General features: G+C 66.8%; 12 protein-coding genes. 5 read left to right on the forward strand and 7 right to left on the reverse strand.

Annotated features, from left to right (window positions below; all coding sequences use genetic code 11):
* Positions 1–5: 5 nt before the first annotated feature.
* The 4 genes from kdpB to ACZ6ZN_RS06085 are packed head-to-tail and all read right to left on the reverse strand — an operon-like array spanning position 6 to position 4,022.
* Positions 6–2,129 carry a potassium-transporting ATPase subunit KdpB gene (kdpB, locus tag ACZ6ZN_RS06070; RefSeq protein WP_469643413.1) on the reverse strand — a complete coding sequence of 708 codons (2,124 nt, stop codon included), beginning with the start codon at positions 2,127–2,129 and terminating at the stop codon, positions 6–8.
* On the reverse strand, positions 2,129–3,790 hold the full coding sequence (gene kdpA / locus ACZ6ZN_RS06075; RefSeq protein ID WP_469643416.1) for a potassium-transporting ATPase subunit KdpA: 1,662 nt from the start codon (positions 3,788–3,790) through the stop codon (positions 2,129–2,131). The genes kdpB and kdpA overlap by 1 nt, the downstream gene beginning before the upstream one ends.
* A gap of 8 nt (positions 3,791–3,798) precedes the next feature.
* On the reverse strand, positions 3,799–3,888 hold the full coding sequence (kdpF, locus tag ACZ6ZN_RS06080) for a K(+)-transporting ATPase subunit F (protein WP_037722934.1): 90 nt from the start codon (positions 3,886–3,888) through the stop codon (positions 3,799–3,801).
* The gene (locus ACZ6ZN_RS06085; RefSeq protein WP_469643418.1) at positions 3,885–4,022 is read right to left on the reverse strand and encodes a hypothetical protein; all 138 of its coding nucleotides are present in this window, start codon (positions 4,020–4,022) and stop codon (positions 3,885–3,887) included. Before ACZ6ZN_RS06085 ends, kdpF begins: the two co-directional genes overlap by 4 nt.
* An 898-nt stretch (positions 4,023–4,920) precedes the next feature.
* Between ACZ6ZN_RS06085 and ACZ6ZN_RS06090 the strand changes: the two genes are divergently transcribed.
* Positions 4,921–6,150, forward strand: coding sequence for a PIN domain-containing protein (locus ACZ6ZN_RS06090; protein WP_395758513.1), 1,230 nt, complete (start codon positions 4,921–4,923; stop codon positions 6,148–6,150).
* Positions 6,151–6,374: 224 nt separating this feature from the next.
* On the opposite strand, the gene ACZ6ZN_RS06095 is transcribed toward ACZ6ZN_RS06090, so the two are convergent.
* From ACZ6ZN_RS06095 to ACZ6ZN_RS06105, 3 genes are all read right to left on the reverse strand, one after another.
* Positions 6,375–7,823 carry a hypothetical protein gene (locus ACZ6ZN_RS06095; protein WP_395758514.1) on the reverse strand — a complete coding sequence of 483 codons (1,449 nt, stop codon included), beginning with the start codon at positions 7,821–7,823 and terminating at the stop codon, positions 6,375–6,377.
* On the reverse strand, positions 7,820–8,425 hold the full coding sequence (locus ACZ6ZN_RS06100) for a hypothetical protein (RefSeq protein WP_395758515.1): 606 nt from the start codon (positions 8,423–8,425) through the stop codon (positions 7,820–7,822). Before ACZ6ZN_RS06100 ends, ACZ6ZN_RS06095 begins: the two co-directional genes overlap by 4 nt.
* A gap of 218 nt (positions 8,426–8,643) precedes the next feature.
* Positions 8,644–9,096, reverse strand: a complete 453-nt coding sequence (locus ACZ6ZN_RS06105) for a hypothetical protein (protein ID WP_395758516.1) — start codon at positions 9,094–9,096, stop codon at positions 8,644–8,646.
* A gap of 78 nt (positions 9,097–9,174) precedes the next feature.
* Here ACZ6ZN_RS06105 and ACZ6ZN_RS06110 point away from each other — a divergent pair, with 78 nt between their 5' ends.
* The 4 genes from ACZ6ZN_RS06110 (at position 9,175) to ACZ6ZN_RS06125 (ending at position 14,100) form a co-directional block, all read left to right on the forward strand.
* The gene (locus tag ACZ6ZN_RS06110) at positions 9,175–10,299 is read left to right on the forward strand and encodes a DUF4062 domain-containing protein (protein WP_395758517.1); all 1,125 of its coding nucleotides are present in this window, start codon (positions 9,175–9,177) and stop codon (positions 10,297–10,299) included.
* Between the two features lie 389 nt (positions 10,300–10,688).
* A complete protein-coding gene (locus ACZ6ZN_RS06115) occupies positions 10,689–11,996 on the forward strand; it encodes an HsdM family class I SAM-dependent methyltransferase (RefSeq protein ID WP_395758518.1) in 1,308 nt (435 codons plus the stop codon).
* Positions 11,993–13,162, forward strand: a complete 1,170-nt coding sequence (locus ACZ6ZN_RS06120; RefSeq protein ID WP_469643424.1) for a restriction endonuclease subunit S domain-containing protein — start codon at positions 11,993–11,995, stop codon at positions 13,160–13,162. Before ACZ6ZN_RS06115 ends, ACZ6ZN_RS06120 begins: the two co-directional genes overlap by 4 nt.
* On the forward strand, positions 13,150–14,100 hold the full coding sequence (locus tag ACZ6ZN_RS06125) for a hypothetical protein (protein ID WP_395758520.1): 951 nt from the start codon (positions 13,150–13,152) through the stop codon (positions 14,098–14,100). Before ACZ6ZN_RS06120 ends, ACZ6ZN_RS06125 begins: the two co-directional genes overlap by 13 nt.
* Positions 14,101–14,361 lie beyond the last annotated feature (261 nt).

The raw sequence follows: 14,361 nt of genomic DNA on the forward strand, positions 1-14,361 counted from the left end.
CGCGGTCAGCCGATTCCGGGGATGAGGGAGAGGAGCAGATCGATGATCTTGATGCCTATGAAGGGGGCGACCAGTCCGCCCAGACCGTAGATCGTCAGATTGCGCCGCAGCAGCTTGTCGGCGCTGACCGGCCGGTACCGCACGCCCTTCAGGGAGAGCGGCACCAGGGCGATGACGACAAGGGCGTTGAAGATCACCGCGGACAGGATCGCGGAGTCCGGCGAGGACAGGCCCATGATGTCGAGCCTGTCCAGGCCCGGCTGGACGGCGGCGAACAGCGCGGGGATGATCGCGAAGTACTTCGCCACGTCGTTGGCGATGGAGAACGTCGTCAGTGCACCACGCGTGATCAGCAGCTGCTTGCCGATCTCCACGATCTCGATCAGCTTGGTCGGGTCGGAGTCGAGGTCGACCATGTTGCCGGCCTCCTTGGCGGCCGACGTGCCGGTGTTCATGGCCACGCCCACGTCCGCCTGCGCGAGTGCGGGGGCGTCGTTGGTGCCGTCGCCCGTCATGGCGACGAGTCTGCCGCCGGCCTGCTCGCGCTTGATGAGGGCCATCTTATCCTCGGGGGTGGCCTCCGCCAGGAAGTCGTCGACGCCCGCCTCCCTCGCGATCGCCCGGGCGGTCAGCGGGTTGTCACCCGTGATCATGACGGTCCTGATGCCCATGCGGCGCAGTTCCTCGAACCGCTCCCGCATCCCGTGCTTGACGACGTCCTTGAGGTGGACGACGCCCAGGACACGGGGTCCGCGCTCGTCCTCGACCGCGACGAGCAGGGGCGTACCGCCGGCCTCGGAGATGCGGTTGGCGATCTCGTTGGCGTCCTCGGCGATGGTGCCGCCCTGCTCCTGGACCCAGGAGATGACCGAACCGCCCGCGCCCTTGCGGATCTTGCGCCCGCCGACGTCCACACCCGACATGCGGGTCTGGGCGGTGAAGGCGATCCAGTCCGCGCCCACCAGTTCACCCTGGTGACGCTCGCGCAGGCCGTACTTCTCCTTGGCGAGGACGACGATCGAGCGGCCCTCGGGTGTCTCGTCGGCGAGCGACGACAGCTGTGCCGCGTCGGCGACCTGTGCCTCCGTCGTGCCGCGCACCGGCACGAACTCGGCGGCCTGCCGGTTGCCCAGGGTGATGGTGCCGGTCTTGTCCAGCAGCAGGGTGGAGACGTCACCGGCGGCCTCGACCGCGCGCCCGGACATCGCGAGCACGTTGCGCTGCACCAGCCGGTCCATCCCCGCGATGCCGATCGCGGAGAGCAGGGCTCCGATGGTGGTCGGGATCAGGCAGACCAGCAGGGCGACCAGCACGGCCATCGTCAGGTGCGTGCCCGCGTATGCCGCCAGGGGCGGCAGCGTGGCGCAGGCCAGCAGGAAGACGATCGTCAGCGAGGCGAGCAGGATGTTCAGGGCGATCTCGTTGGGCGTCCTCTGCCGCGCCGCACCCTCGACCAGGTTGATCATCCGGTCGACGAAGGTCTCGCCGGGCCTCGTCGTGATCTTGATGACGATGCGGTCGGAGAGGACCTTGGTTCCGCCGGTGACGGCCGAGCGGTCACCGCCGGACTCCCGGATGACGGGCGCGGACTCGCCGGTGATCGCCGACTCGTCGACCGACGCGACACCCTCGACGACGTCTCCGTCACCCGGGATGATGTCGCCGGCCTCGCAGACGACCAGGTCGCCGATCCGGAGCCCGGTGCCGGGCACGCGCTCCTCGCGGTCGTCCACGAGGCGACGTGCGACCGTGTCGGTCCTGGCCTTGCGCAGGGTGTCGGCCTGGGCCTTGCCGCGGCCCTCGGCCACGGCCTCCGCCAGGTTGGCGAAGATCACCGTCAGCCACAGCCAGGCGCTGATGGTCCAGCCGAACCAGTCGCCCGGGTTCGTGAGGGAGAACGCCGTGGTCAGTGCGGACCCGATCCACACCACGAACATCACGGGCGACGTGGCCTGCACCCGGGGGTCCAGCTTGCGGAAGGCGTCCGGCAACGACGTGACCAGCAGCTTCGGGTCGAAGAGGCCCGCGCCCACGCGGCCCTCGGGGGTCTTGTGCCCGGTGGGTGCGTCCTGGTGGGGCGCGAGGGTGGGAGTGGACATGGGGTCCTGCTTCTCTACGTCGGTGGTCATCACGCCAGCCCTTCGGCCAGCGGTCCCAGCGCCAGGGCGGGGAAGTACGTCAGACCGGTGATGATGAGGATCGTGCCGACCAGCAGGCCGGTGTACAGCGGCTTGTCGGTGCGCAGGGTGCCCGCGGTCGCCGGAACGGGCTTCTGCTCGGCGAGCGAGCCGGCCAGCGCCAGTACGAACACCATCGGCAGGAAGCGGCCGAGCAGCATGCACAGGCCGAGCGTGCTGTTGAACCACTGCGTGTCCGCGTTCAGCCCGGCGAAGGCCGACCCGTTGTTGTTGGAGGCGGACGTGTAGGCGTAGAGGATCTCGGAGAACCCGTGCGCCCCGCTGTTGGTCATGGAGTTCGGCGGCGTCGGCAGCGCCATCGCGAAGGCCGTGAAGACCAGCACCAGCGCCGGGGTGACCAGGATGTAGCAGGCGGCCGGCTTGATCTCGCGGGAGCCGATCTTCTTGCCCAGGTACTCGGGGGTGCGGCCGACCATCAGGCCGGCGACGAACACCGCGATGATCGCCATGATCAGCATGCCGTAGAGGCCGGAGCCGACACCGCCGGGCGCGATCTCGCCGAGCATCATGCCGAGCAGGGTGATCCCGCCGCCGAGACCGGTGAAGGAGGAGTGGAAGGAGTCCACGGCACCGGTCGAGGTCAGCGTGGTGGACACGGCGAAGATCGACGATCCGCCGATCCCGAAGCGGACCTCCTTGCCCTCCATGGCACCGCCGGCGGCCTGGAGAGCCGGGCCGTGGTGGGCGAACTCGGTCCACATCATCAGCGCGACGAAGCCGACCCAGATGGTGGCCATCGTGGCCAGGATCGCGTGACCCTGCCTGACCGAACCGACTATGACGCCGAAAGTCCGGGTGATCGAGAACGGGATCAACAGGATCAGGAAGATCTCGAAGAGATTGGTGAAGGGGGTGGGGTTCTCGAAGGGGTGGGCGGAGTTGGCGTTGAAGTAGCCGCCACCGTTGGTGCCCAGCTCCTTGATGACCTCCTGCGAGGCGACCGCGCCGCCGTTCCACTGCTGCGAACCGCCCATGAACCGGCCGACCTCGTGGATGCCGGAGAAGTTCTGGATCACACCGCACGCGACGAGCACGAGCGCGCCGACCACGGCGATCGGGACCAGGACACGGACGACACCGCGCACCAGGTCGGCCCAGAAGTTGCCGAGTTCACCGGTGCGCGAGCGCGCGAACCCGCGCACCAGTGCCACGGCGACGGCCATGCCGACGGCGGCCGAGACGAAGTTCTGCACGGCCAGACCGGCGGTCTGCACGACGTGGCCCATGGCCTGCTCGCCGTAGTACGACTGCCAGTTCGTGTTGCTCACGAACGAAGCGGCGGTGTTGAACGCCTGGTCCGGGTCGATCGAGGCGAAGCCCAGTGAGCCCGGCAGGTGGCCCTGTAGGCGCTGGAGCAGGTAGAGGAACAGGACGCCGACGGCGGAGAAGGCGAGGACGCCGCGCAGGTAGGCGGGCCAGCGCATCTGCGTGGCGGGGTCGGCACCGATGCCCTTGTAGATCCACCTCTCGACGCGCCAGTGCTTGTCGGAGGTGTAGACCTTGGCCATGTAGGTGCCGAGCGGAATGTAGGCGAGCGCCAGTGCCGCTGCCAGGGCGAGCAGTTGGAGCACACCCGCGAGTACGGGACCCATAGCTGGTCTCAGAACCTCTCCGGGAAGATCAGGGCGAGGACGAGATAACCCAGCAGGGAGACGGCCACGACGAGGCCGACGATGTTCTCGGCGGTCACAGCTCGGTCACCCCCTTGGCGACAAGGGCCACCAGCGCGAAGACCGCGATCGTGGTGACGACGAAGGCCAGATCGGCCATCGCGAACTCCTGGAGTGAGGTGCGGTGGGAACGGACGAGTAGAGGAAAGCCCATCGGTGACCGGATCCGGCCGGTCGTTGACGGCTCCCTTACGGCGGACCCCACGTCCTTGACGGAACCCTGACGGGGACCGGTCGGAGAGGGTGAGCGGACTCGCCACGGAGGCGGCCGGCCCGGCCTCACGGCAGCCGGAAGCGCAGCCGGCAGATCACCGCGTCCATCCCCCGCCGCACGGCGTGCGCGACGAACGCACCCCGCCGGCTCGGGCCCGCCCGCCGGCGTCCCCACACCCGAACTGCTCGCCCGGGTCTACGGTGTGACGGCCCAGGTCACCGTCCACCCCCGGTCAGGCGCACCGCAGGTGACCTTCGTCCCCGGGGCGCCGCAGTCCACCCCCTCACCACCGGCCCGCTGCGCCGGGGGACGAATGCGCGACGGTGGGCTTCCCACCAGAGCCCTGTCGACCGGCTCCTCGTCTCCGTCCGCACCACAACCGGCGGATGCGAGACCCCGACAAGCCGATCGGGACCGTGGCAAGGAGTCCAACGCGTCCCGACCTACGACCTAACGGCCCTTGCCCGCCGGCTCCAGAATCGCCACGCACTCCACGTGATGCGTCATCGGAAAGATGTTGGCCTGGGCGCAGGCAGGAAAGCAGCAGGTCAGGGGTGTTTTGATGCCCCGGATGGAAGCCGCCGGGCACCCGGAGCGTCAAATGAGCGTCACGGCCCTACATCGATTCGGCGCCGACAATCTGGCGCGTCACGCCTACCTACGCAGCGTCTCCCCCGGTACAGAGCCTCACGTCAGTAGCGTCACGTCGGTGCGCCCAGTGCGTATGAGAGGCTCGCCATCGAAGGGGCAGTGTGGCCGAAATTCGCTGACGAGGCCGCTCCGGGCCTGGGAGGCTTGTCCCGCCTGTTGCACGCCGCCGGGGACGGAGCCACCTACTTTGATCATCCTGGACACGAACATGCTGTGGGGTGTCTCCCCTGACAACGCGAGTGTCGACCTGCTCAAGACCATCCGGGCGACGGGGGTGCAAGGCGTCGCCGTCCCGTGGACGGTCATGGAGGAGCTGGCCGCGCAACGGGCGCTGAAGTACCAGGAGAAGTACGACGCCGCGTTCCACGCGCACAAGGCGTTGCGCTTGATCACGCCCTGGGAGACCAACGCCGTAATGCAGCCTCTCGAAACCGAGAAGGTGCGGCGGTACTGGCGGGATGCTTTCGCCGCCATCCTGGAGGTGCTGCCTCCGAGCGCGTCGGTACTGCAAGAGGCTGCCTACCGGGAGGCAAATGTCATCTCGCCATGCAAGCAGCTGGAGATGAAGGGGGTGAACAAGCCGGTGAAGACCGGCTCGCGTGATGCCGCGATATGGCTGACCGCCGTCGAGTACGCGCGCGAGCACCCAGACGAGACGGTGTACTTCGTCAGCAAGAACACGAACGACTTCGGTGACGGCTCCTCGTACAAGGGACGGGCGAGACTGTGGCGGGACATCCAGGAGCTGGGGGATCGCTTCAAGCACTACGCGTCCCTCGACCCCGTCGTCGCCGAGTTCACTCAGCCTACCGAGGTGGACGATGCCTTGGTGCAGGAGCAGGTGGGCACCCCCGAGGCGGCATCGATCATCGCCCGGGAAGCGGGAGCCAAGTGGGGTGCCGACGTGGAGAACATGCACGCGTTCGACGCACCCACCTTCCTGGGAACACTCTGGCCCGACTCGGAAGACAGCAAACGCCCCCTTATGGGCGGTGCTGGTCCCTGGATTACGACGCCCTACGCCCAGGTGGACCTCGTCAGCGATGTAAGCGCCTACCGCATCGGCGACCACGTGTGGTGCACAGCAACGGTGCGCTGGCTGCTCACCGGCCTGGCTCTACTTGGCAGGCAAGCGGGGCTCGGACGAGTAGGGTGCGCCTGGGAGACGCGCCTGCTGTTGAGCCCAACCAGGGCTGAGTCACAGCTCACTATCCTGCGCAGCAGCTCTCCAAGGCCCCTCACCGCAGATGACTTCCAACGGCTTTCGACCCCTGCGGCATCCGCCTCTCTCCCCGGCTACTCGGCGGAGGTGTGGCAACAGCTCGCGGAGTGGCAGGAAGCCGAGAAGCCGACTCTCTTGCAGAGCGCTCTAATGGCTATGGCCTTGTGGGCCGGTAGCCGGCGTAAAGACGGGTAGGGCAGCCTCTGGCTGCTCGTCATCGGCCGCTGCACCTGCGGGTGGCCCGGGGGGCCACGTCTAGGTGCAGCGGGTGCGGGCTCCGGTCAGGAGGTGGGCACGACCCAGCAGCGCGGGTGGACCGCACAACACTTCACCGAAAGCCGAGCTTCGGTCCTCCAGGCGGACGGTGGGCCAGGGCCGGGCACATCGGTATGCCCACTGCGGAGTGGACCCACCGCGGGTCAGTCGGCGGGTGACTCTGCCCCCGGCATGTCGTGCTCGGTTCCGGCATGCAGGGTGCGGCCGCCCGATGGGATCACCTCGACGAGGCGTTCCTCTTCCTCGCGGGATAGATCCGTGAAAAGTCGGATGGACGTGTTCACGAGCTCCAGTAGCGGGACACTGCCGCGAGGCGGTTTTACCGAGGCGGTCTGGGTGGAGAAGTTGTACCTCACCGGTACGCCACTTGGCGGTAGGGCTTCGAGATTCTTGACCAGGGTTCCCGGTCCGAGGGATTCGCTGAGGTGGCGGAGCCGGTCCCCATGCAAAGCGCCCACCTCTCCTTCGTACGCCACCTTCCCCCCACCGTTGACCAGCGTGATGGCCTTGAGGCTCAGCCCTAGGAGCGGCAGACGATTGCCGACCTCGTCGAGGGCCGGCAGTTCGTACGCCGCACGTGCCGCCGACGATGTCAGGTGGTCGACCTTCTGTGCGAGCGTGAGAACGAAGCCGGGCGCGTCGAAGCTGAGGGCTCCCTCGCCCTTAGTCCAGTGCAGGGGGGCTGCGTCACGGCGAGCGGCGACGGAGGAGGGGGCTACGCCACAAACCCGGGCGTTCCATGTGCTCAGCGCAGCGCGCATGAGGTGCTGGAGATTGTCGGTGGCGGTGATCCTGCCGTGCCGCAACAGATCGGTCAGAGTGATCTCATTGGCGATACGACTCCAGAAGTTCCCGTCAGGGATCTCTTGGCCTTCGAGGAGGTAATCGAGCGACAACTCGTCCAGTTGCTGCGGATACCTGGGAGCGCGTTCGAGCGCGGCTACCGGAGCACCACTAGCGCGCCATAAAGTACCCAAGAAGGCCGTCAGGCGGCGCGCGATCGACGGGGACAGCGTCTCCGAGGCAAAGGCAAGCGCGTCCTCAGTGCCCTCACGCTCACCGCGGCGGGCTGCCTGCACGCCGGCCGTCATGGCACGGGCCAGCCGGGACACGGAGCGCACGTCAAGGAGACCCTGGCCGCCTTCAATGACGGTGTTCGCGATCAGGTGCCTCAACGCGGCGTCGGCCGACTCGCCAGAGGTCAGCTCCGCGAAAGCCGCCAAGTCCAACACCAGGGTGCGGTGATCGATCGCGAGCGAATCCAGGGCGCGGGCGTCGAAGGACGGGCGGAGGGCGCCGAGCGCCAGAACAATGGGCCGATCCTGGCGAGCAAGGCGCCTGATGTCGAATAGGAGCTCGTCCGTGTCTGTCGTGCTGCGGAGGTAGACGTATCGGTCGCTGAGGTCGTCGTGCGGCCATCGCATGACCAGGTCCGGCATGTGGGTGTGGTTGTAGTACCCGGTGCGCCTGGTCCGGATCTGTGGATTGATCTGCCGAAGGTGTCGTTCGAAAATCCGTTTGATTTCGGCGAACGAGCGGTACGGGTCGTCCGCCTCGAGTGCCTCGGCGATCGACGATGCGATGGCGTTCACCACTCCCCCTTCAGGATCAGCTCGTGCGCCAAGATGGCCCGCCACTCGGTGAGGGGCAGCAAACCCTCCTGCTTCTCTGACAGGACAATGCGCCACACGCGCTCGGACACGCTCTGGACCGCGTTCGCGTCAATCCTCTTCCTGGCTTCTTCCTCGGAGACGTCACCGAAGATGCGTTGCCGGTGTTGGACGACAGCGGACTCGATCCTTTGCGGCTCGTGTAGTTGCGACCAACTGTTCACATTGAAAGGGGCCCAGGTGATCCACATGTAGTGATCGCCGAAGAGGTACTTCTCCTGTTGCGCGACGTAGCACTTGGCGAGGAACTCGACGAAGTGAGTGCCCTGGTCCGCCGGCCCCTGATAGTGCTTGACCTCCGCGCAGAACTGGTCGCCGTGGTACGGGGCGCCCCGCATCGACCCGCCCAGGTCGAAGGAGAAGGTCCGGCCGCCGCCCTCGGGCCAGGCGAGTGTCAGTTTCCTCGCCCAGGCGTCCGAGTCCGTGTTCGCGAAGGCCCCACAGATCCGCATCGTGCCCTCGAGGTAGAGCTTGGCTCTCTTCGCTCCCGTGATTCCCTTTAAGTGGGCGTCCTCTCCTACCACGGTGAGAGTCTAAGCGCCGCGGAGGGGCGGCGGCTGATGGCCGCACTAGCGGGCGATCCCCGATCCAGAGCAGGGAGTGCTGTGGAGACAACCTGGCGGTGCCTCGAAGGGGCGGAGCGGACCATGGGATCCAGGCAGGTAGCGCGACCGCTCCTACGCAGGCCGCAATTGACCGCGCCAGAGCGCCGCACGTGTGTTGTCTCCTTCTCCCTGAGTCGTCAGGCGACAATCACACAGACGAGAAGGAGGGCGAGCCCGTAGAAGGCTATAGCGAGGTGCAGCCCTACCCACAGGCGGTAAAGCCGAATGCGGTGCAGCCGGGGAAACTCGCGGTAGTGCGCCGCGCGTGCCCGGGCAAGCCCTTCATCGGACCCCAGCACGCCCCGGTCCGCCAGGTCTCGGGTCAACGCCCGTGCCTGGGTGAGGTGGTAGGAGGCCCGCTCGTAGTACTTGGCCACCGCCACAGCCCCGTAGACTCCAGTCGTCGCGACGAAGAGGCACAAAGGCAGAACGTTCAGCGTGAACTTCTGCTGGACGATCAGACCGCTCAGGGCTGCCGTGACGATGAGCAGGAGGTTCGTCAATGTGGAGCGCTGGGTCTCACACTGCCGCAGTTGCTCTCGGTGCTCCTTCCAGTAGGCGCGTATCGCCTCTTCCGACGTCTCGGCCATCAAACCCCCAGTTGAATGCCGGCACCAGCCACCCGGTTCGCCTCACAGCAGAACCCTCAGCAGTGGAGACACCGTAGCGTGAGGATCTTCATCAGTAGTGCCCGCAAGGGTCTGGAGGAGGAGCGTGACGCCCTTGACGGGCTGGTCCGCGCTCTCGGTCACACCCCGGTCCGGTTCGAGGACTTCTCAGCTCAGACCACGCCGAGCCGGGAAGCCTGCCTGAAAGCTCTGTCGACCGCCGACGCGTGCCTCTTCCTCCTAGGCCCGAACTACGGCCACGTGTTCCCCGAGACGGGGCAGTCAGCAACCCATGACGAGTGGGTAGCAGCCCAGCAATCAGGTATGCCCCGCCTCGTCTATCGCAAGCTGGACGTGACCTTCGAGCCCAATCAGCACGCGTTCGTACGCGTAGTGGAGGCGTACGCCACCGGAGTATTCCGCGACAGCTTCCGCACGGCCGCGGATCTGCTCCCTAAGGTCGCCGGGAAGATCCGGGAGCTGGAGTCGGGCCCGTCCCCCCTGGCCTTCGCCAAGCTGGCCCAGCCACCCGCCCTGCACTGGACCCTTGAGGAGGGCACAGGCGGTCTGCAGACCGCCGGCGTGACCACCCTTTTGGAGCTGCACGTCCTACCGCTGGACTCTGCTGGTTACTCAGCCAGAGAACTGGAGGCGCTCGGCCAGTCGCTGCCGGGCCGTATGCGCGCGACCGGTATGGTCGAAGACGATGTCCCCCTAAGCTCTTCCCGGTCGCAGGGCCATATGGCCGTCTCCGTCCCTGCCAGCCGCCCCCGTTCGTGGGACACGCCCCGTCCGGGCCAGCTCGTAGAGGTCCGCCTGTACAAGACGGGCCAGCTCTCCACCCGGGCCTTGCTTCCCCAGGACAGTATGGGGCCGATCCTCGATTCCAACGCCCTGCCCAAGCAGATCGCCGAACTGCTCAGGTTCACCGGCGCGTTGAACATCATCAGGCAGGACCGCATCGTGGTGGCTGCTGGCGTGTCGGAGCCCGCCATGACCAGCATCGATACCTTCGACCCACGTCAGTCACGGCGCACAGCCAGTCTCGCCGGCTTCGGCAGGTCATTCGCCCTGCGTACCGAACCCGACGAGTCCGTCACCCTGGCGGCCCTGCAGGCCGGAGCCGAGGAAGTTGCCGAACATCTCGCGCGGGCACTGATCGCGCACCACCCCTCCGCTGCCTGAGGCCGTTTCGACAGCAAGCGGGCACGGCCGAAGCCTGCTCTCGCTTGACGCTTGACAAGGTCCGAACCGGCTTAGCGATCGACGCCCTCTTCTTCCAGCGACTGAAGCGGACGGTCGACCTACTGAGCACACCGCCCTGACCGGGCCGTCCAGACGAGTTCCACCGCGTGAACCATGTACCGGACGGAAGGGTGCAGGTCAACGCCAGTGTCACTTCGTACCTCTGGGGCCGCACGGGCCAGTCGCGCCCCAGCCTCGACACCGGTGCCCGAGTCGAAGGCGCGGACCGGCCTCCGTACCCGTCGCGCCTCCGTTGGCAGGACATGATCAGACGCGATAGCCTGCCGGGCTGCCTTGTTGCGGAAGGCGGCAGAAGGGATGGGAGCCCCATGCCGAATCACAGGTCCGACATCGCCGAGGTTCGTGCCGCGATGCGTGCCGTCGGCTACACGATTCTGCAGGTAGAGCCGCGGCTTGAAAACTTGTCGAACCTTCGGCCGGATGTACTGGCGTGGGCGTCGAATGCCGACGGGGAACTCGTGCCGTGGGCGGTTGTCGAGTACAAGAACAAGAAACTCAGGCAGCCCGAGCTCGTCCTTCCCTCCCTGGCGGGCAGCCGGGACCTGCTGGGTACGCTCGAGCACTACGCGGTGATCAATGGGCAGTGGTTCAAGGCCGACCGTGGTGTCCGTTCCTTGCAGCCGGTCGACGGCCCGACTCCGCCCGAGCACGGCTCGCAAGGCTTGGTCACCGACCGGTCGCTGGCTACCTCCCTCCTGGTGCAACGTCTGTGGTTCGAGGCGGACCGTCTCCGCAACTCCGGGGTCTCAGCCGACCGGTACTTTCCTTCCGGGAACGTCCTGACGTCTTCCCGAAATGGGAGGCCGGGTATCGAACTGCCCGACGGTGGGTTCGTGCCGGTTCGGGCAGACGTACTCTGGCGCGCGAAGCGGGACGCGTTGACCGAGTTCGCCTCCCGTGGCAGACACCGAGAGTTCAGCTCACCCCGAGTGGTTGCCTCCGCCGTTTCGGCGTTGGTTGAGAAACATCTGGCTGGCACCGTCTTGGATCCGTTCTGCGGAACCGGATCGTTCCTCTGGGCGGCCTTGGACCGTGCTGCGGAGCAAGGCGTCGCGGCGGAGTTCATCGGCTACGAGTTCGACGCACAGCTCGCCGAACTCGCGGCAGGGATCGGTCGGGACGCGCCGAGGCACGTGGTGATCGAGAAGGGCGACTCCTTCCAGAGGGACCTCGCGGATGCCGACGTCGTTGTCACGGCGCCGCCTGTCGGTCTCTCCCTGGCCGACCGCCACCTTCTCCTGGACGGATCGACCACGCCCGACGGCAATGTCGCAGCGCTGGACAAGTGTGTGCGGGCGTTGAAGCCCGGAGGACGCGCTGTCCTGCATATCGCTCACTCGTTCACCTTCGCGGACCGGTACGCGGCGTACAGGATGTTCCTGGCCGAGAACTTCCACGTAGCCGCTCTTATCGGGCTCCCGGCAGGAGCGATCACGGGCACCGGTGTGCGTTCCGTTCTCGTCGTCATCGACCGCACTGAGCCCGCGGAGACGCTGGTCGCCCATCTCGGTGAGGACTGGGAGACGCAACTCGGCCCGGAAGGCCCTGGGCTGAACGCCGTCCTGGAGTTCGTCGACGCAGAAGACGACCGGCCACGTACCGCAGGACGGTCATGAGCAGCTTCTTGGCAGTTGATCTGCGGGGCGAGGCCGACTGGGATCCAGGACGCCTGGTTGGTTCCACCTTCGCTTGGCCGACAGCGGCGCCGGTGGTCCCATTGCGGGAACTCGTTACCACTGTCCGGGCGGAGAGTGTCGCGACCGCTGGTTCCCCGGTCATCACGCCCGCTGGCCTGGTGGCGCGCACCGGGGCGATTCGGCGGCGGAGCACCAAGTACCAAGGCAAGGCATTCACAGTCGGAACGCGCGGCCTTCGGCGTGGTGATGTCCTGGTGCCGCCCTCGCCGTCCGGGCCGGCCGTTCTTGTCGACGACCGGCTGAACGGTGCGCTCCTCTCATCCCGGTTCATAGCCCTCCGGCCTCTCGACCCGGTGCTTTCCCGGTGGATCTGGGCCGTGTTGAACTCGCGGGCGGGACAGGCTCGCCGGGCGTCGCTGGCGATAGGTACCACCATGGCGTCCGTGAAAATGCCGGATTTGCTGGAGATGGGCGTGCCCCTGCCGCCCCTTGTGGAGGTCCAGCGGCTCGACGGAGTGCTGGCTTCGATCGAGGCGAGAACACATCGCGAGGAGGAGCCGTCTGAGTCGACATGGTGGGTCACGGCTGACCTTCGGCTCCGGGACGACTGGGGGATCATGCTCGCCACTCCTCGTCCCGAGCTCCTGGAGGACGGCGAACCGCTCGGTTCCTTCGTACGCGAGATGAAGCCGTCCCGCTCAACCCGCAGCTTCGAGGTGCCGACGGAACTGCCGGGCACGCTTCCGGTCGTGGACGTGAGTGTCCTGGGGGGCCGTCCGACCCGGCGATGGGCCGCGCCGCAGTCCACCGCCGTCACCCTCATCACCCCGGGCGACCTCCTGATCTCCCGCGTGGGCGAGTACTCATACGCCACCGTCGCACAACGCCCGGCCGTCGCAGATCCGGGCGTCTTCGTCCTCCGGCTGCATGACCAGTCACAAGGACCTGCGCTCGCGCACTTCCTGAACGGGCGCGAGGGGCAGACCAGGAGGCGCATGTTCTTGCGAGGCATGACGGTTCCGTCCCTGCGGAGGGCGGACATCGAGAGATTCCCGATCCCTGCAGAAGCCCTCGAGTTCGAAGGAGACGTCGATCCGGACGTGGGGTTGGCGGACCAATTGGAGCAGGTCTTGTGGACGGCATGAGCTGCACGCTTTCGCCCCTCGTCTACGCCGAGCTGTACCGGTTGCTTGCCGCGGACAAGCAGCGGTACGACGACATCGAAGAGCGGCTGAGCGAGATCGGGTACGCCCCCGCGTGGCTGAGTACCGCTGCCGACGCCTACAACGAGTACTGGGCGATGCAGCTGGAACTGGCCGGTGCGGAAGGCGTCGGGAACATCTCGGTCGAGAGTGCCGAGCATGCCCTCCTGGCTACCTGGGTACTGGCCGGCCTTCGCAACACAGGCGACGACAACACGCTGAGCTCGGCGCTCAGGGCGAACGTCCATAGGCGTGCGGTCAGCGAGGTCCCCGATCTAAGAATGCCTCTGCCATCGGTCCTCAACCCGGTCATATACGGGTGGACTCTCGGCAAAGTCGTCAGCCTGAGTTCGACTGACGTACCAGTCGATCCCGTCGCTCCGGCGAGCATGCCTGACGACGATAACCTCGTCGCGGCGTACCTCGGGCTCGTCAACCACGTCCTTGCACTGGAGGGCATGGCCGAGCCGTGGCCCGAGGTGATGCAGACGTCCACTTACTGGCGCGGTTACGGGATCGCAGAGGCACTGAAACCGGGGGCCGGGGATGGCGGCCGAGCACTCCTGGAACTGCTAGCAGAATCGCGGCCCTTGCTTTCACAGCCAGTCTTCTCCCAGCTCAACAACCACTTCAGCCGCTTCGGGGCGCGCCGGAACGCCCTGTCACACGTCACGGACGATGCACGTCGTCCAGAACGGTTCGTGAAAGTCGTCGAGGACACCCACGGCTGGGAGCACCTGCGGGTGACCCTCCGTGGCCTCACGCAATTCGTCTGCCAGGAGGTCTCTCGCCTGCTGTACGAGGAAGACCCACCACCGGCTCTTCGGAACGATCCGTGGAGCTACCTCGTGCGGGAGATGCCTACGGAATGGTGGGCTTAGAGGCGTGCTACGAGAGTATGAAAGCTGAATGCCCACGGCGTCAGGGAGCTGAGCAGTCCGAAGGGCGAGGGCGGCTGGGACAGGCGGTCCGCCGGGCTCGCAACCATCGCCCGTCAATCCCTGTTCAACAGCACCATCTCCGATTCAAGGGCTGGGCGCCGACATACCAGATCGCGAGCCGTCGCCGGGCTGCACACGCGGCTCTTGGCGGATGTGATCGCCTCCGGCACCCCGTCTAGGCGCACCACGGCTGGCTGCCTA

It is taken from the genome of Streptomyces sp. NPDC053665, assembly GCF_055585285.1.

What these genes read in the sequence shown, in the direction of transcription:
- kdpB (WP_469643413.1), bottom strand. Translation starts at nt 2,129, where the DNA reads ATGACCACCGACGTAGAGAAGCAGGACCCCATGTCCACTCCCACCCTC.
- kdpA (WP_469643416.1), bottom strand. Translation starts at nt 3,790, where the DNA reads ATGGGTCCCGTACTCGCGGGTGTGCTCCAACTGCTCGCCCTGGCAGCG.
- ACZ6ZN_RS06085 (WP_469643418.1), bottom strand. Translation starts at nt 4,022, where the DNA reads ATGGGCTTTCCTCTACTCGTCCGTTCCCACCGCACCTCACTCCAGGAG.
- ACZ6ZN_RS06105 (WP_395758516.1), bottom strand. Translation starts at nt 9,096, where the DNA reads ATGGCCGAGACGTCGGAAGAGGCGATACGCGCCTACTGGAAGGAGCAC.
- ACZ6ZN_RS06115 (WP_395758518.1), top strand. Translation starts at nt 10,689, where the DNA reads ATGCCGAATCACAGGTCCGACATCGCCGAGGTTCGTGCCGCGATGCGT.
- ACZ6ZN_RS06120 (WP_469643424.1), top strand. Translation starts at nt 11,993, where the DNA reads ATGAGCAGCTTCTTGGCAGTTGATCTGCGGGGCGAGGCCGACTGGGAT.